The organism is Streptomyces sp. NPDC057939 (assembly GCF_042887545.1).
In the GTDB taxonomy this organism is placed as follows: domain Bacteria; phylum Actinomycetota; class Actinomycetes; order Streptomycetales; family Streptomycetaceae; genus Streptomyces.
Genome location: NZ_JBHVPG010000011.1, coordinates 110,964 through 127,881, shown reverse-complemented (window position 1 = coordinate 127,881; position 16,918 = coordinate 110,964). Strand labels below are relative to the sequence as shown.

The window sequence follows — 16,918 nt, the reverse complement described above, 5'->3', positions numbered from 1 at the left end:
GGGGCAGGCCGGTCGGGTTGAACGGCCATGGCATTGGGTGCGTCGGCGGCCCTGGCCTGCGGAGCGGTGGTGCGGCACGGGCTGCGCCCGGTGCTACGGGTGCTGCTCGGGGTGGTCTGCGGGCTGGCCGTGATCACCGCGTTCAGCCTGCTGATGGATGTGATCACGCTGATGTTCGGTCAGGGAGTGGTCAGCCCGGCCTCCACCACGAACAAGGCCCTGGCGGCGATGGGGGCGGTCCTGCTCGCGGCCACGGCCCGCTCCGACCGTCGCCGGCCCGCGGGCACTGCCGTACGAGCGCCGTCCGCCGCCCCTCGGCTCGCCCAACTCGCCGCCCTGGCAGGGACGCTGGCGTTCGTCCCGTACGTGGCGATGAAGCTGGTCTGGGCGTCCGGCGGCACGTTCGCGGGCATCACCGGCGAGGAGATGCTCGCGGTCTCGGAGCGGAACGGTGCCTCGGGAGTCTTCCTCGCCCTGGAGTCCTGGGGCTTGGACCCCACGGCGCTGCTGGCGGTGCTCGGCGTCTTCCTGCTCTGGGGTCTGGTCCGCCCGTGGGGGCAGGTCTTCCCGCGCTGGACGCTGTTCCTGCGCGGCCGACGGGTGCCACGCCCGCTCCCGCTCGCGGCGGCCCTACTGGGCGCCGCCACGCTCGCCCCGTACGGCGTCGTGGGAGTCGGCTACCTGACCCTGGCGACGTCCGGCGTGGTGACGATGCGGCGCGGTGACTTCCACTCCTCGGGCGACGCGCTGCTGGTCGCCTGGATCGGGATGGTCGCCTTCGCGGTCTACGGCATCTGCCTGACCGTGGCGGCCCGCTCGTACTGGCTTCGCACACGACCGCACATGGAGCCACGTCAGGCGGGGGCCGCCGACGACCCGCCTGCTGCCGCGCCCTCAGCGCACGAACTCGGGGGCCCCGTCCGTGGGAAGCGTGCCCATGGTCCGAAGCGGTGAAAGGAAGGGGGCAAGCGCGCTCAGCGTCATGCCGGACGCAGCGATCCCCAAGGTGAGTGTTGCTCCGAAGGCAGAGCCCGAGGCTCCGCCCAGGAGCCCGCCGATGGGGATGCCGCCCCAAGCAACAAACCGAGTGGTGGCGTTCATCCGGCCCAGCAGCCGATCCGGTGTCAGGGCCTGCTGAAGGGTCGACTGGGCCACCACGCGAACGACCCCACCCAGCGAAAGAGCCGCGAGTCCGACCGCGGCCACGTACACGCTCCAACCTGTTCGCGCCAACGGCATGAGGGCGGTCAGGGGACAAGTGGCCAGTGACGCCGGCCAGATGACCCGACCGTGCCCGACCCGCCGCGCGACCCGGTTGGCCAACAGTGCGCCCGTCAAGGCACCGCAACCCATGCCCGACAGGGCGAACCCGATTCCGAAGGGCTGCAAACCCATCTCCCGATCCAAAAAAACCAGGAGCATGGTTTGATACATGGCCAGGAAGAGATTGAACATCGCATCCCCCAGCATGATTGCACGCAGGGTGGGGTGCCTGACGACGAACCTCAACCCCTCCTTGATCTCGCGGCACAATTGAGGCCGCTCGCTCGGCTCGGGTTCCTGTTCGCGTTTCCGGATGGTGATCGCCAGTAGCGCCGATACGGCCATTCCGGCCGAACTCACCAATAGCGTTGCAGGGGCACCGACCAGGCCGACCAGCGGCCCTGCCAGTGTCGGGCCGCCGATGCTGGTCACCGACTGGACCGTCGACAGGTTCGAGTTTCCTTCCATCAGCTTGCTGCGACCCACCAGGTGCGGGAGATAGCCGGCGTACGCAACGTCGAAGAAGACGCTCAACACCCCGTGAACCAAAGCGACCGCGTACAGCCACCAGATGGTGAGAGCGCCTGCCCACCAGGCCGGTGGGATCGTCAGAAGAATGACCGCGCGCGTGAGATCGGTGCAGATCATCACCGTTCGTTTGCGCATGCGGTCGACCCACGCACCTGCCGGCAGACGAAGTACCCTGCTGTCGCTTGTGCGAGGTCTTTCAAACGGATTGGCCAACTAGGTTCGGTCGACTCCGAACTCGTAGACCACTTCGCGGCGCACGTCCGGAATCACCATGTCGGCCGTCTCCACCGGCCGGCCGTCCGTGTCGAAGATGGTCCGCTCGATGTGGAGCACGAGGTCCCCCGCGCTGATTCCCAGGAGATTGGCATGCGTCTGCGTGGCGCGCGCCGGGCGCGGCACCTCGACCACGGTCGAAATGACCACACCGATCGAGCACATTCGCTCGACCACGCCCCTTTCCGCCAGAGGGCCCATCTCGGGCAGGACGATCGGTGTCCCATCCGTGATGGCCATCGGCTCCCAGGATTCGGAAAGCTGGACGGGTTGTCCGTCGGCGAGGAACTCGTAGTGCGTCTGGACGCAGAGGCTCCCCGGGTCGATGGCGAGCCGCTCGGCGATGGCCTCGGGGGCCGGAACGCGCACCTGGCTGTGTGCATCCCAGGAGTCGGCCCTGCCCCGTTCCTTCCCGTCATGCCGGCGAGGAGAGCCCTCCACGCGCTCGCGGTGCCGCGAACGGACCAGCCGCAGGCGTTCGTGCGGGGTTCGGACGTAAGTGCCCGAGCCCGTACGTCCTTCGAGGAGACCGTCGATGATCAAACGGCCCACGGCCCTCTGCACGACGTTGCGTCCCACCCCGCAGTCCACGGCCATCCGCGCTCTGGACGGCAGGCGCTCCCCGACCCCCCACTCTCCCACGAGAATCCGCGCGCGAAGTATGTCGGCCACGGCCAGGTACGGTGCGTCTCGGGGCATGCGGGTCCCTCCGGATGTCCTGCGTTGAGGCAGTCGGTCGTTCCCAGGGGGCGTTGGCAAGCTACTGCACCAAGCAAAAGCTGCTGGAGTAGAAATGCGCTCGGTGCTCATGCGTCCCACGGCGTCTCCAGCCCCGCCGAGGCGCATAGCACGCCGGATGGCAGCCGCCGGCCTGCGGTAGCGAACCGTGAGGCGTCGGGGGACCGGACCGGTCGGCGCGTGCGCGACCAACGCCGTCGCGCGGGGCCGGTCGTACCGGAATTTCGGCGCCGGCCGGTTCGTCGGACCCGCCGCTCCGCACACGAGCCCGTCCCAACCACGCGGGGGAGTCGGTGGCCGGCTCGATCGTGCGGCCATGTACAAAGAGACGCAGTTGCGCCCCGGCCGAGGGCGCACAGATTTCTGGGGGGAAACACGACCATGCACATCCGCGCGCTCCGCAGAGCGCTCATACCCGTGCTCGCCGCTTGTGCCGCAAGCGTCCTGATCCCTGCGGCCGCCTCCCCGGCGGCCGCTGCCGGACCCGGCCAGTGCCGCACCTCGGGAAGCGGCGAGGCCGCGCTGATCTCCGCCGGCCAGAGGCTGGAGTCGGGCTCCCGGCTGGCGGACAAGGTCAGCGCGGCCGAACTGGTGATGCAGCCCGACGGCAACCTGGTGGTGTACGCACTCGGCAAGCCCGGTGGCTACAAGCTCCCGTTGTGGAGCAGCGGCACCTACGGCAACCCCGGCGCCTACGCCACCATGCAGGCGGACGGCAACTTCGTCATCTACCGCAAGGGCGGCAGCGCCCAGACCGGCGGAGCACTCTGGCACACCGCCACCTACGGCACCGGCACCGTCTTCACCCCCCAGGCCTACATCCTCGGGGGCCGGTTCGTCGTCGAGGGACGCGGCAGCGACGCCGCCACCCAGAGGTGGTCCACGGGCAGCCTGGAGCAGTTCAACCAGCTGTGCTCGGACTTCGAGACGGCCGCGCACGGCTGGTGGGCGGGCTCCTGGGCCCAGTCGGCCACCGTGTGGCTGGTCCTCCAGAAGGACAACAACCTCGTCATGTACCGCAAGAGCGACGGCAAGGCCATCTGGAGCAGCGGCACGTACGGGGGCAGCGCTCCCGTGACCCTGCAGATGGGTTACGGGGACAAGGGCGACCTGACCATCAGGCAGAACGACGCCAACGGAGCGGTCCGCTGGCGCACCGGCACCTCCGGCAACCCGGACGCCTGGGCGCTGCTCCAGGACGACGGCAACTTCGTCATCTACAAGAAGACCGGCGGCCCCGACAAGGGCGGCGCCCTCTGGAGCACGGGCACCTACAACAAGGTCTGACCGGTCCTCGGGGCGGACGCGAACGATAGCGTCCCGGAGGACGCCCGGACCGAGGCCAGTACGTGCGGACGCCCGGCCGGGGTTTCCCGGCCGGGCGTCCTGCGCGGGTACCGGTCGAGGTCCGCGGTCCGACCCCTGTCGTGCTCGGGTGGCGCAAGGCAGGCGTCGTACGGCGCGCCGGCACAGACCCGGGGGAGCGGTCGGCAGGTCAGGCGCTGGTCGTGCCCGTCGGCGGAGTCAGCGAACGGCTCAGGCGGACGGCGAAGTGCACGGCCGCGCCGGCCGCGACGACGTTCAGTACATCGGCCGCGATGCCCACGTTCACGGCGTCCAGGAGCGCACCGAGGTCCTCCGCCCTTCCGTAGCGCATTCCGCCGTAGGCGCTGAGCAGGACGGAGCCGGCGAACGAACCCCACCAGAGGTTCACCGGCCAGAAGGCGCTCCGGCCAGCCGGGGCCGTCCGCAGGCCTACGGTCCACATGTCGACGGCAATCCGGTACGGCATCCAGAAGCAGGCGAACGGAACGAACCACGCCCCGATAGCCCAGCCCGGCCCTCCGCGGAACCGGTCCGGGGCGAGTGCTCCGGCGTTGCGCCGCATCCGGTGGAACCAGGTGATGAAGACGGCCGCGCAGGCCGCCATCGTCAATGCCCGGAACTGGTCCGAGATGGAGAACAGCTTCTCCGCGGTGGCCAGTCGGTCCTCGGGGACGAAGAGGAAGCCCCCGTCGCCGAGCACCTCGGAGTGCATCCGGATACCCGCGTACAAGGAGAAGAGGTCGGCGGCCACGGAGGCGGTCAGCAGTGCACAGACACCCATGAGCAGGGCGCGTCCGGTGCCGCGTGCCGGGGTGGGCAGGGGAGGGCGCGGACGGACTTCTTGGAAACGGGACATGACGCTGTGGACCCCTCACGGGCATGGAACGGTATTCGCCCGCGGATCGGTGCGCAGAGCGAAAATACGCGACGCGGCGTCGCCCGTCCACGGTGAAAACCCGGTGCTGCGGCTCCGGCTCCGGCTCCGGCACGAACGGCCGGGCAGGTCGGGGAAACGGGTGGGGTCGAAACGGGCCGGTGTGAGCGCGTTCGAGGAGCCTCCCGATGCGCGCCTGCGGCGTCTTCCGGCGTCTTCGGTGCAACGCGGTACGGACACCGCTGCCAGGCGCCCAGGGCGGCCGCCCGGAATGCGGAGCCGTGCGGGCCTGTGCACCATGGGAGCCGGACGGGTGCACGCTCAGGCCGGCCGCGCCGGGGAGCCCGCTCCGCACTCCGCAGGGGAGGCGCCATGGCCCCGGACCGCACCGACGACAGGACAACCCCCCGCCACACCGGCATCCTGCTGGGTTTCGCACCGTGGATCATCTTCGACGTGGTCGCGAGCCCCAGTACGTGGAAGCTGGCCGCTTTTGCCGCACTGATCGCCTCACTCGTGCTGAACGTGCCCGACCTGCGGCGCGGCAGCGTCAAGGTGCTGGAGATCACCGGAATGGTGTTTTTCGCCGTGATCTCGATCCTGGCGCTCGTGCTCGACCGCGGTGACCTGATGTGGTTGGAGACGTACGCACAGGCACTGTCGAGCGGGGTCATCGCCGCTGTCGCCCTCGGGTCGCTGGCGTTCACACCGTTCACCGAGCAGTACGCCCGCGAGTCGGTGCCCTCCCAGTACTGGGACTCGCCGGTGTTCCGCCGGACCAACCGGGTGCTGACAGCAGTGTGGGGCGCCGTGTTCCTGCTCATCGCGATTGCCGGGCTGATCGCTGTGGAGTCCGGGCACCACGGTGACTGGTTCAGCTGGGTCATCCCCGTCGTCCTGCTCGTGGTGGCCATCAGGATCACCGCCTGGTACCCGGAACACGTCCGATCCGCCGTCCGGCATGCCTGACCTTGTGGCCTGCGCTGCCGCGACGCCCCGCAGAGCGGTAAGGTCGCGCCGACGCTCGACTCGGGCGTAGGGCCGGTTCGCGGTCCCCCGATCCCTGCCTCCGAGGCGCGGCGACCCTGCCCGCGAGATCATCGCCCAGCCTTGGCGTGCCCCATGAACTCGGGTGAACCCGCGACGAGTTCGCTGACTGTCCGACGACGTCCGTGTCCGGTGATGGGTGCGCGGCGACGGGGGTGTGGGGAGCCCGGCCGGGGCGCGGGTGGCCGCAAATCGTTGGACGGGGCGGGTGCGCGTGCACTGGGATGATCCCGACCGCCCGCCCCGCCCGGAGGGCCGACCGCAGGAGCCGTACGTGGCGACCGAACGCACCCCGCACCTCACCCCGGTGATCGGCACGGAGCTGGTGAGGCGCTTGATCGACACCCAGTTCCCGCAATGGGCCGGACTGCCACTGACTCCGGTCGACCCGGGCGGCTCGGACCATGTGATCCACCGGCTGGGCGGCGAACTGTCCGTCCGGCTGCCGCGCCGCGCGGTGGTCGCCGAGCAGTTCCGGAAGGAGTACGACTGGCTTCCCCGGCTGGCCCCGTACCTGCCGTTGGCGGTCCCGGCGCCGGTGGAGGCGGGCCGGCCCGCCTTCGGCTATCCGTGGCCGTGGTCGGTGGCCCGATGGCTGGACGGTGAACAGGCGACCGTGGAGGCCCTGGCCGACTCGTCGGATGCGGCAGCCGGCCTGGCGGGGTTCCTGACGGCCCTCCAAGGGTTCACGCCGGATGACCTTCCGACCGGGCACGTCCCGGTGGGCCTCTCCGGGGCTCCGCTGGCCGATCGCGATCGCGACACCCGGGCCGCCATCGCCCGGTTCGACGGGGTGTTCGACGCAACCGCGGCGACCGCACTGTGGAACGCGGCACTCGAAGCTCCCGCCTGGGATCGGCCCCCGGTCTGGTTCCACGGCGACTTCCACACGGGCAACCTCCTCACGGTGGACGGGCGGCTCAGCGCGGTGATCGATTTCGGCGGTCTCGGCATCGGCGACCCCGCCCGCGACCTGATGATCGCCTTCACCCTGCTGTCCGCACGGAGTCGGGCCGTGTTCCGGGCCGCCCTCGACGTGGACGAGGCGACCTGGACCCGGGGGCGGGGCTGGGCCCTCGCCACAGGCCTGAACGCCTACGGCTGGTACGCGGCGACGGACCCCCGGATCGCCGCTCAGACCACCCGCCAGATCACTCAGGCCCTCATCGGCTAGGCAGTCCCGTTCGAGCGGCCCGGGCGGCGCGGAGGGTCAGGGAGCCACTCCGCGCCGCACAGCGGCGAGCGGAACGTCTCGCCGGGGGAGGTGTATCCAGCCCTCGACCGCCGCCATGGCGCGCTCCTCGTCCGTCGTCGGCACATGGGTCATCCCGCATGCCGCGGCCCGGGCGACGACCGCAGATATCAAGGCGTCCAGATCGTGGTCGCTGCGCGCGCACCGGTCACGCACGGTTCCGTCGAGACCGAGACCGAGACCGAGACCGAGACCGAGACCGGGACCGAGATCGAGACCGGGGCCGGGATCGAGGCCGACATCGACACCGGGAACAGGACCGGGACCGAGGCCCAAACCCTCGGCGAGGCCGGCCAGGATCTCGGCCCGCGCAGCAGGAGCGCCGGGCTTTGATCCCTTGTAGCCGGTTTTGCCCGCAAGCCCCCACTGGATCAGCGCGAAAGCCGGGTAGACCTCGACGACCGAGCCGGAGCCGTCCCGGGGGATGGCGGGTCCCGTCCCGGCCAACCGTTCCAAGAGGTTCACCGCGCGCATGGCGACGATCCCGAGCTTGTCGGCGGCGACGGACAGGGGACGCCGTCTCCCCGCCCCGGTGCGCTTCCATGCCACGTCGTCGGTCAGACGATGGGTGAACGTGCACAGCCCAGCAGGGCCACCGGGGAGGGACGCGTATCGGGACCGTACGGGCAGCTTCGTGCCGGCCTGGTGGGCTGAGAGGAGGGATGTGAACGCCACCGGCCAGCCGACGGGCGAGTCGAGGCCGGTCCTGTCGGCGGACCGCATGGCCGCCAGGAGGTCGTCGTCGCTTCTGGAGTCGAGCAGTTCGACGACCGGTTGTTCCGACCAGGTGATACGGCAGACCCCGGTCGTTCCGGAATGGCCCGACAGGTCGATCCCCACTGTCACCATCGGAGTGTCCGTGGCGGTGGTCTCGGGCCTCTTTTCCGCAGGCATCACGTTCAACTTCGTTCCGCTTCCTTCTCGATGACCGATTCCGAGCGGTGGCCGATCGTAGGGTCTGCGTATGCTCCTTTGGATCAACGGCCCCTTCGGTGGGGGCAAGACGCAGACCGCGCACGAGCTCCAACGTCGGCTACCCGGGAGCGTGCTCTGCGACCCGGAACATGTCGGCTTCGGTCTGCACCGGATGATGCCGCCCGAGCTGCGCGGGGACTTTCAGGATCTTCCGGCCTGGCGTCAGGGCGTCCATGACGTGCTGGACATGGCCCTCAACCAGCACGATGGCACGGTGATCGTACCGATGACGCTCGTCGAGCCGGCCTACTTCCGGGAGATCATCGGTCGGCTGCGGGAACGAGGTCATGACGTCCGGCACTTCGCCTTGCTGGCCGATCGGGGGACGGTCCTGCGACGGTTGAGCGAGCGCGGCTTCGGGCACGCCGTGCGGTTCGTGGCCGGTAAGGACGCCACCTTGCGTCGCGAGAGCTTCGCCGTGGCGAAGCTCGACCTGTGCCTGGACCGGCTGCGCGAGCCCGAGTTCGCCGAGCACGTATGGACCGACCGCCTCGCGATCCCCCAGGTCGCCGACCACATCGCAGCATCGACCGGCCTGACGATCGCCCCGAACACGGACAGCCCGACGAGGAGGCGGCTGCGCCAGGCCTGGACAGGAGTCCAACACATACGGTTCGACTGAGCTCCGGGCGAGGGGCCCGGGCCGCCGGTGAAGGTGGGCGGCGCCACGGCTCGCTTCGACCCGCTTCGGCATCACCCAAATTCATCTCAATTCATCTCAATTTTATCCGAGGCGAGGCGAGGCGAGGCGAGGCGAGACGAGGGCGAGGACGAGCGCGGTAGGGCGGGCGGGGCTTGACCGGCGGCCCGAAGGGCCCGCGCCAGCCACTCCAGTTCCTCGCTCGCGTCGGGAGATGCGTACTGCCCGCGCACGCGGGCGGCGAGCCTGCGGTAGCGCTCCGCCCCTGCCTCGATCCCGGCCTCCAGGCACACGAGCACTGCGGCGCGATCGGCGTCGCCGAACAACCGGGAGAGCACCTCGGTCGCCGCCGGACCCTCAGGGGCGGTTCCGCGCTCCCTGACCTCAGCGACGGTCTGCACGACCTGCCTGGCCCACCAGATGGACGCGCCGGGGGGACGACTCCGACCGGGGGTCGGAACGCTCAGTTCCAGCATGGTCCGCATGCGGGATCGGAAGCCGGGATCCCGCACCAGCTCGGCCAGTTCGATCCAGGCGTCGACCTGGTCGGGTGTGGGGTCGTCGGGCAGCTCGATGCTGAAGGTGCGCAAGCGGTCCTGCAGGCGCGGATCGAGGCCGAGGCCGCCGAACACCTCCTCCTTGAACTCGTCGATGATCTGCTTGCGTTCGTCGGCCGACAGGCGTGCCAGACGGTTCATCAGTGCTGTCTCCTCAGCTGTCGAACCACGTTTCGAGACGGTGGACAGGACGGCCCGGCTGACCTTGAGGGAGCGGATCCGCGCGTCGAGTGCGGCCACGTGCGCGTCGGCGACCTCGGCCACGGTGGTGCGTCCGCTGAGGACGCGGCACACCTCGTCGATCCCGAGGCCCAGCTCCCGCAGGGTGCGGACCAGCTCGACACGGGCCACGGACTCGGCGTCGTAGAGGCGGTAACCGCCGGCGGAGCGCGTCAAGGGCGGTACCGCTCCCTGGTCCGACCAGAAGCGCAGGGTGCGCACCGGAAGCCCGGTGCGTTGCGCGAGCCGGCCGATGGTGAGCGCGTCGGGGCGTTCGTCTTCCATGGATCAGATCCTGGACCCTCCAGCCGCTGGAGACTCAAGAGATCCGAGCGCGGATCCGGGCCCCATCCGGGACCGGGTACCGAGGTACGACGCGACTGTGCCCCTCCGTGAGGGGAGGGGCACAGTGGGTCGCTGAACACGGTGCCGCACCGGGTTGGACCGGCACCGCACCGGATCTACAGGTGCGGCAGCAGCGCCTCGGCCACGGCGGTCTGGGAGGGGTCGATGGCGGTCCGACCGTCCTCGATGTCCCACAGGGTGTTCTGGAGCAGCCGGGCCAAGGTCCAGCCGGCCGCGCGACGGCGGTCCAGGTCGAGCCTCTCCGTCAGCAGGTCGAAGCGGCGGCGCACCACCCGGTGGGCGGTCCCGGCCGAGCGGAGCTCCTCCCAGCCGGTGTCCAGGGCCGGCCACAGGTCGAAGCCCGGGTCGCCGACCAGGGGTTCGGGGTCGATGGCCAGCCACGGCTCGCGCTCGGCGGCGAGCACGTTGTCGTAGTGCAGGTCCCAGTGCAGCATCCGGTCGCCGGGCTCGCGGACCAGCTCGGCCACCGTGGAGGCCCAGCCGTGCAGCCGTCGCCGGTCCGTCGGGTCCGCCAGCGCGGCGCCGGCCGCCGGTACGGACGCCAGCATGTCGCGCGCGACATCACCGAGGCCACGCAGGCCCTCGGGCGCCGGGACGGAGTGCAGTCGCGCCATCAGTGCGGCGAGGGTGCTCATGGCCACGTCGTCGTCCTCGACGGAGGTCAGGGTGCGCGAGCCGTCCAGACGTTCCAGCAGCACGGCGCCGCTCTCGGGGTCGTGGTCCAACAGCCGCACGATGCCGTCGCCGTTCCACGCCCGCAATCCGATCAGCGCCGCGGCCGTCTCCGCACGCGGCATCTGGAGCTTGAGCGCGGCGCGGGCGCCGTCCGCGCGGCGCACCGGCAGCACCAGCGCGGCCTCGCCGGACCCGACGCCGCCGTCGCGCTCCAGTCCCCACCGGCCGAGGAGCTCCGCCGCGAGGTCGGGCAGCCGGGCGATCCAGGCCCGTTCCGCCTCACCACCATTCCCCGTGTACGAGGCGACCAGGGAGTCGGGGACTTCGATATCCAGCGGCGGACTCATGGGCGCCTTCGGGGGAGTGGGTTCGGGAGAAATACCGTCGCCGAGCCTAACGAACGGGGTGCCCGGCAGCGCGGAAATTTCGGGGTTGCCGGCGGTTGGTGGAGGTGTGGAGGTGGTGAGCGGGAGGGTGAGCGTCGGCGTCGACGTCTACAGGGCCCGGCCGTCTGCGTTCGAGTGCGACTCGTAGGAGTACCGCGTCTCCCCCCACATCCGCCCGGCCCGTGACGAAACGCCGGGTTCGTCACGCCTGCGGAGCCCGTTCCGGCAGACACTGGAGCGCGACGAAGGGAACGCGACGAAGGGGAAACGCGGTGGAAGACGTCTGGACGATGGTGCACGCGGAGCGGGCGGCCCTGGTCGAGGACCTGGAGCGACTCGACCAGGACCAGTGGGGGAGCCCGTCCCTCTGCGCGGGGTGGACGGTGCACGACGTGGTCGCCCACCTCGTCGACACGGCCCGTACGACGCGCCTCGGGTTCGTCACCGGACTGGTCCGGGCGCGCTTCGACTTCGACCGGCAGAACGCCCGCGGTGTGGAACGCGCGCGGGGTGCCTCGCCCCAGGAGACGCTGCAACGGTTGCGCGAGGCGGCGACCCGGAGGTCGACACCGCCGGCGCCGCTCGACAGCCGTCTCGTCGAGGAGATCGTCCACGGCGAGGACATCCGCCGCCCCCTGGGCATCACCCACTGCTACGCGCAGGAGGCCGTCGTCAGGGCGCTTCGGTTGCAGACGCGTACGTCGGCGTCGTTCGGCGGGGCCAAGGAGCTCGTCGCACGCGTCCGTCTCACCGCCGGGGACGCGGGCCTGACGATCGGCACCGGAGCGGACGTCCAAGGCTCCGCCCTCTCCCTCCTGCTGGCCGTCACGGGCCGTCGGGTCGCCCTGGACGACCTCGCCGGACCGGGCCTCGCGGCTTTGGCGGCAGGCATCTGAGGTCCCCGTCACCTCGGGGCGACGGCGCACCCCCACGACCTGCCTCCACCCCCATCTCCACCCCCCTCTCCACCCCTGGACGCAGGTGTTCCGGGCCTCCGAGCAGCAGCCTTGGGGCATGGACATCACGACTTGGATCATCGACATCGCCCTCGTTCTCATCGTCTTCCGGCAGTTGCGAGAGGGCCCGCTGACCCCGCGGTCCTACCTCCTGCCGCTCGGGATCGTGACCTTCGTCGGCTTCAGCTACCTCGACGGCATTCCCACCGGCGGCAACGACCTGTTGCTGATCGGCGCCCTCATGGGCGTCGGCGCGGTCCTCGGCATCGCCGGCGGGATCTTCACCTGGATGCGACGGGCCGACGGGCAGATCCTGATCAAGGCCGGGGTGGTCTCGGCGGCGCTGTGGGTCATCGGCATGGGCGCACGGCTCGGCTTCCAACTGTGGGTCGACCACGGCGGCGCCGGCCACGTCGCGCGGTTCAGCATGGACAACCGGATCACCGGCTCCCAGGCGTGGGTGGCGGCGCTGGTACTGATGGCGCTCACCGAGGTCGTCACCCGGCTTGCGACGATCTTCGTACGGAGCCGGATGCTGCCCCCCGCGACGCCGCTCGGGACCGCCCCGCTGTCCGCCGTCGGCGCCGGTCACGCGGCCTGACCGTGCGTTATGGTCGCGCCATGCCAGAACCAGGCACGGACCGGGCCGCCGCCACGACCGTACGTCCGCACGAGGGCCGCGGCGGCCGCGCCCAGTGGGCGGTCGTGCTGGCCCTCGTCATCGTCGGGATCGTGACGATCCGGCCCATGGGCCTCGGCGGCCGGGGCCTGGCCGTCACCCTCCTGTTCGTGCTCAACTGCGCCGTACTGGCGTTGCGGCTGGTGCCCGCGGACCGCGTCTCCGGCCGCTTCGTCCTCGCCTGGTCCGTCACGGGCGTCGTGGCGGCGGCCGCCCTCCTCGGTGTCGCGGACACCGGAACGTCCTACCTCTTCGCCTTCTTCCTCGTCGCCCTCGCCGGCAACCGCCTGGAGACCGCGCCCGCCGCGGCCGTCGCCGCGCTCAGCAGCCTCCTCTGCGGCGGCGTCCTGTACCTGCGGGCAGAACCGGGCGATCAGACCGTCCCCGCGCTGGTCGGCCTGGCCACCGGGGCCGCCGTACTGGCCGGGATGGCCTCGCGCAGTCGCGCGCAGGCCACCCGGGCGGCGATCGAGGCCGCCGGGTCCGCGGAGAAGGCGGCACGAGCCGAGGCGCGGACCGCGGTGCTCGGGGAGCGCACCCGGATCGCCAGGGACATCCACGACGTCCTCGCCCACTCGCTCGCGGGCATCAACATGCAACTGGAACTGGTCGACGCGCTGATCGACACCGGCGACCTGGAACGGATCCGAGAGGCCAACGGCACGGCCCACAGCCTGGTCAGGGAAAGCCTGAAACAGGCCCAGTGGACGGTGCACGCGCTGCGCGAGGACGCCCTGCCGCTGCTGGAGAACCTGACGGCGCTGCTGGAGTCCTCCGGCCACCACGACGCCCTCACCGTTGACGGGGACGTCCGTACGCTGCCCGCGCAGGTGACCCAGGGCCTGCTCCGGGTGGCCCAGGAGGCCCTGACCAACGCGGGCCGCCACGCACCGGGCGCAGCGGTGGCCGTACGGTTGACCTTCACGCAGGACACGACCGTACTGAGCGTGCGCAACGGGCCCGCCGCCCTCCCGGTGGCGGTGGCCGAGGGCAGTGGATGGGGACTGATCGGCATGCGCGAACGCATCGCCCTGCTCGGCGGGAGCATCACCACGGGTCCGCTCACGACGGGTCCGGAACGGGGAGGCTGGCAGGTGGAAGCGGTGGTTCCGCAGTGACCGGACCGACCGAGTACGGGGGCGCCGGAACCGGCGGGTCCGCCAGGCCTGGCACCACCGGCCCCACAGGCCTCACCGGATCTCCCGCCGCCTCCTCCGCCTCCGCCGACTCCGCCGCCCCCGGCGGCGAATCGCGGCCCGTCCGGGTCGTCGTCGCGGACGACCAGGCCGCGGTGCGCGAACCGCTCGCCGCCGTCCTGGCCCTGCTGCCGGACATCGAGGTCGTCGCGGCGGCGGCGAACGGGCAGGAGGTGCTGGCGGCCGTGGCCGCGGCTCCCGTCGACGTCGTCCTGATGGACCTGCGGATGCCCGTCATGGACGGGACCGAGGCGACACGGCGGCTGAGCGCCGCGCACCCGGACGTCGCGGTGGTCGTCCTCACCACGTTCGCCGACGACGAATCGATCATGGCGGCGCTCGGCGCCGGCGCACGCGGCTACCTGACGAAAAACGCCGGACGCCAGGACATCGCCCGCGCCATCCGCGCGGCCGCCGCCGGACAGTCCGTGCTCGACCGCGAGGTGCAGACCCGCCTCCTCGCCGCGGCCAGTGCCCCCCGCCGGGCCAACCCACCGACGCCCGAACCCCTCCCGGCCGACCTCACGGTCCGCGAACGCGAAGTGCTCGCCCTCATCGGCCAGGGCCTCCCGAACCGGGCCATCGCCGAACGGCTCTTCATCAGCGAGGCCACCGTCAAGACCCACATCAACAACCTCTTCGCCAAGACCCACGTCCGGGACCGGGCCGAAGCCGTACGCCTCGCCCTCAGGTCGGGCCTGACCTGAGGCCGATCCCGACTCCGACTCCGACCCCGACCCGGGTCGGCTCAGGCCGGGCCGGGCCGCCGCACACCCCACCCTCCTGCGACCGGTCCGTTCATCCGGGCGCGTGACCGAATGGAGGACGTGGCTCCGGAGCGTGTCGCGGTTCAGTGGAGGGGTCGGTGCACAACAGATCAAGCCCCCACCCCTGGGGTCCGCCACACCAAGGTGCGTCACCGACGGACCCGATCGTCCCGGAGGACCTGAACCATGCGCATCACCCGTACCCTCGCCACCGCCGGTCTCACGCTCGCGGCCCTCGGCCTCGCCGGCACCGCGACCGTTGCCTCGGCCGCACCCCAGACCACCAGCACCACCACCGCGGCCGCGCACACCGTGCACAGCGGCACCCATGCCTCCGCCGCGGTACAGGGCGGCTGCAAGTTGTGCCTGCCCTGACACTCAGGAACCCCATCACGTCGCAGCGGCTGCCCGTCCCCGGGTGGCCGCTGCGACGCGTCCGCATCCCGCTGCGCACCAACGGAAGGCCGCGTCGCTCCTCGACCGCCCCCGTACATCCGTACAGCCGTACATCCGTACGGGCGCCGGCCCGCGCCCCGCGCGCGGATTCTGCCCCGCTCGACACCTCCGGACGGGAGAGGGAGGATGAATTGATGGACCGGACTCCCTTTGGGGTGACTCGGTAAGCGCCAGGGACGCACTCGTCTTTGCCGTTAGCGACAGCCGGTGGCCTACGTCGTCCCCTGCCGCACGGCGGCTCCTCCGTTCCGCATGCGGCTGCCCTCGCCCCCCACAGGCGTGAGGAAGCTGAGATGAACAAGCGCACGCGTGTCGTCCTGAGCGCCCCCCTACTGGCCTGCTCGCTGGCTCTCGGGCCGGCCGCCGCTGCCGTATGGGCGGCTGCCCCGCAGGCCCTGCCCTCGGCGCAATGCTTCGTCGAGGCGAAGCCGGGGGACGCAACCAAGTCGATCATCACCGGTGAGGGCTTCACCAAGGGCACCAAGGTAACCGTCGACCAGACCGACGGGCCTGGTGGCGTATTGGTCACCGTCGGAGAGGACGGAAAGTTCTCGGTCGCCGACCAGCCCAACGGCAAGTACACGGCCGGCGGCGGCGGGCTGAACGCGACCTGCCTGGGCGGCCAGGCGGCCCAGGACGCCGTCAACAAGAACGCCGTGGACGCGGCGCGCAAGGCCGGAGCCACCGAGGGCTTCACCATCGGCAAGGAGCTGGCGCAGGCCGGCAACTGCGACGCGAAGCCCAAGGCCAAGCCGGTGCCGCAGGGACTCGTGCCCGACGCGGCGTCCCAGAAGGCGGCCAAGGAGGCACACGACTCGGCCTTCGACGCGGCCTTCAACGCGGCGATCAAGCGCTACTGCACCGACTAGTACCGCAGTGGCAGTGGTAGTGGCGGCCGCCCGGGATGGCGCCTTGAGCGTGCCATCCCGGTCCGGCCGGTCCCGGGCCTCGTGAGCCGGCCGGGCGTACCTCGCTCGGAACGGTCGGGATCGCGCCCGCTCCCACGCCCGGCGAAGCGACCGTCATCAGGTGGCCCGTCGTGCTCCTGGTTGATCCCTGGCCCACCACAAGAACGCGGCGGCGTGCTGTCTGTTGACGAACCCGTCGCCCGCGGGGTCGAGCAGGAGGTCGTTGCTCCACAGGATGAGCCTGCCGCAGGTCCAGTTCACCGACACGCGGTGTTGAAGGTGGCCTGATTGCCGGGGTGGGCGCCGACCTCGGAATTGGCGAAGTCCTTGAGGACTTGAGGGTGGCAGGTCCACAACCCATCGGGTGAGAAGACCTGCTGGTACTTCGACCAGTAAGCCGCCACGCCGCGGTCGAGGGCGGGTCTGACCGCGAGGTACCGCTCCTTCAGGCCGGCCACGCGCTCCAACTGCTCGCGATCGACATCGGTGGCTTTCGGGAAACGGGTCTTGAGGCCTTGGAAGGTGTTGAGCGGATCCCTGTGCGGGGCGGTGGGCTCCCCGGCCTCCCATTCGAAGCCGCACCGGTGCTTCACGAGCTGGCGGCCGCCGTCCAACGCGCGGACCACGGCTATGTCTTCGTCATCACTGCACAGTGGACACATGGCCAACGTCATGGCGACCCCCGCTTCGTCAGCGCTCGTGCCCCACACCGATGCCAACGCATCCGTCGGCCAGGAGCCGCATTCTCGCACCCGGGCAGGGCGGGCGGGACCCTGCTGAACCCTGTGCGTCGGGGCCGTCGTCGACGAGGTGCCCGAGGGCTGCGCAGGGGGA

18 protein-coding genes are annotated in these 16,918 nt (G+C 71.0%); 11 read left to right on the top strand and 7 right to left on the bottom strand.

The annotated features are described in order from the left end of the window. Nucleotides 1–27 precede the first annotated feature (27 nt). Nucleotides 28–954, top strand: coding sequence for a hypothetical protein (locus ACFVS6_RS15495; RefSeq protein ID WP_389704081.1), 927 nt, complete (start codon nt 28–30; stop codon nt 952–954). Here ACFVS6_RS15495 and ACFVS6_RS15490 read toward each other — a convergent pair. Both ACFVS6_RS15490 and ACFVS6_RS15485 read right to left on the bottom strand, forming a co-directional pair. After that, nucleotides 895–2,007, bottom strand: a complete 1,113-nt coding sequence (locus ACFVS6_RS15490; protein ID WP_389704079.1) for an MFS transporter — start codon at nt 2,005–2,007, stop codon at nt 895–897. The genes ACFVS6_RS15495 and ACFVS6_RS15490 overlap by 60 nt on opposite strands. Beyond that, nucleotides 2,008–2,766 (bottom strand): GntR family transcriptional regulator, encoded by a 759-nt coding sequence (locus ACFVS6_RS15485; protein ID WP_389704078.1) that lies wholly within the window; start codon nt 2,764–2,766, stop codon nt 2,008–2,010. A gap of 420 nt (nt 2,767–3,186) precedes the next feature. Here ACFVS6_RS15485 and ACFVS6_RS15480 point away from each other — a divergent pair, with 420 nt between their 5' ends. Continuing rightward, nucleotides 3,187–4,092: a hypothetical protein gene (locus tag ACFVS6_RS15480; RefSeq protein ID WP_389704076.1), complete on the top strand. Its 906-nt coding sequence runs from the start codon at nt 3,187–3,189 to the stop codon at nt 4,090–4,092. Nucleotides 4,093–4,300: 208 nt separating this feature from the next. On the opposite strand, the gene ACFVS6_RS15475 is transcribed toward ACFVS6_RS15480, so the two are convergent. Beyond that, a complete protein-coding gene (locus tag ACFVS6_RS15475) occupies nt 4,301–4,987 on the bottom strand; it encodes a DUF4328 domain-containing protein (RefSeq protein ID WP_389704075.1) in 687 nt (228 codons plus the stop codon). A gap of 390 nt (nt 4,988–5,377) precedes the next feature. Between ACFVS6_RS15475 and ACFVS6_RS15470 the strand changes: the two genes are divergently transcribed. Together ACFVS6_RS15470 and ACFVS6_RS15465 are read left to right on the top strand one after the other, a co-directional pair. Then, nucleotides 5,378–5,974, top strand: coding sequence for a hypothetical protein (locus ACFVS6_RS15470; RefSeq protein WP_389704073.1), 597 nt, complete (start codon nt 5,378–5,380; stop codon nt 5,972–5,974). A gap of 352 nt (nt 5,975–6,326) precedes the next feature. Next, nucleotides 6,327–7,226: an aminoglycoside phosphotransferase family protein gene (locus ACFVS6_RS15465; protein ID WP_389704071.1), complete on the top strand. Its 900-nt coding sequence runs from the start codon at nt 6,327–6,329 to the stop codon at nt 7,224–7,226. 36 nt (nt 7,227–7,262) lie between these two features. On the opposite strand, the gene ACFVS6_RS15460 is transcribed toward ACFVS6_RS15465, so the two are convergent. Then, nucleotides 7,263–8,153: a DUF429 domain-containing protein gene (locus tag ACFVS6_RS15460; protein WP_389704070.1), complete on the bottom strand. Its 891-nt coding sequence runs from the start codon at nt 8,151–8,153 to the stop codon at nt 7,263–7,265. Nucleotides 8,154–8,268: 115 nt separating this feature from the next. On the opposite strand from ACFVS6_RS15460, the gene ACFVS6_RS15455 reads away from it, so the two are divergent. Then, nucleotides 8,269–8,901, top strand: coding sequence for an AAA family ATPase (locus tag ACFVS6_RS15455; protein ID WP_389704068.1), 633 nt, complete (start codon nt 8,269–8,271; stop codon nt 8,899–8,901). An 86-nt stretch (nt 8,902–8,987) separates the two neighbouring features. Here the strand turns inward: ACFVS6_RS15455 and ACFVS6_RS15450 are convergent, their stop codons facing one another. Next, nucleotides 8,988–9,980, bottom strand: coding sequence for a MerR family transcriptional regulator (locus tag ACFVS6_RS15450; protein WP_389704067.1), 993 nt, complete (start codon nt 9,978–9,980; stop codon nt 8,988–8,990). A 176-nt stretch (nt 9,981–10,156) separates the two neighbouring features. Beyond that, nucleotides 10,157–11,083, bottom strand: coding sequence for an aminoglycoside phosphotransferase family protein (locus ACFVS6_RS15445; protein ID WP_389704065.1), 927 nt, complete (start codon nt 11,081–11,083; stop codon nt 10,157–10,159). A gap of 329 nt (nt 11,084–11,412) precedes the next feature. On the opposite strand from ACFVS6_RS15445, the gene ACFVS6_RS15440 reads away from it, so the two are divergent. The 6 genes from ACFVS6_RS15440 to ACFVS6_RS15415 all read left to right on the top strand — a co-directional run bounded on the left by ACFVS6_RS15440 (nt 11,413) and on the right by ACFVS6_RS15415 (nt 16,045). After that, the gene (locus tag ACFVS6_RS15440) at nt 11,413–12,018 is read left to right on the top strand and encodes a maleylpyruvate isomerase family mycothiol-dependent enzyme (protein WP_389704200.1); all 606 of its coding nucleotides are present in this window, start codon (nt 11,413–11,415) and stop codon (nt 12,016–12,018) included. A gap of 118 nt (nt 12,019–12,136) precedes the next feature. Continuing rightward, a complete protein-coding gene (locus tag ACFVS6_RS15435) occupies nt 12,137–12,679 on the top strand; it encodes a hypothetical protein (protein ID WP_389704063.1) in 543 nt (180 codons plus the stop codon). A gap of 20 nt (nt 12,680–12,699) precedes the next feature. Continuing rightward, entirely contained in the window at nt 12,700–13,875 is a 1,176-nt protein-coding gene (locus tag ACFVS6_RS15430) for a sensor histidine kinase (protein WP_389704061.1), read from the top strand. Beyond that, nucleotides 13,872–14,660: a response regulator gene (locus ACFVS6_RS15425; protein ID WP_389704059.1), complete on the top strand. Its 789-nt coding sequence runs from the start codon at nt 13,872–13,874 to the stop codon at nt 14,658–14,660. The genes ACFVS6_RS15430 and ACFVS6_RS15425 overlap by 4 nt, the downstream gene beginning before the upstream one ends. A gap of 246 nt (nt 14,661–14,906) precedes the next feature. Further along, a complete protein-coding gene (locus ACFVS6_RS15420) occupies nt 14,907–15,095 on the top strand; it encodes a hypothetical protein (protein WP_389704058.1) in 189 nt (62 codons plus the stop codon). Nucleotides 15,096–15,469: 374 nt separating this feature from the next. Further along, a complete protein-coding gene (locus ACFVS6_RS15415; protein WP_389704056.1) occupies nt 15,470–16,045 on the top strand; it encodes a hypothetical protein in 576 nt (191 codons plus the stop codon). Between the two features lie 296 nt (nt 16,046–16,341). Here the strand turns inward: ACFVS6_RS15415 and ACFVS6_RS15410 are convergent, their stop codons facing one another. Further along, nucleotides 16,342–16,758 (bottom strand): hypothetical protein, encoded by a 417-nt coding sequence (locus ACFVS6_RS15410; RefSeq protein ID WP_389704054.1) that lies wholly within the window; start codon nt 16,756–16,758, stop codon nt 16,342–16,344. Nucleotides 16,759–16,918: the final 160 nt, after the last annotated feature.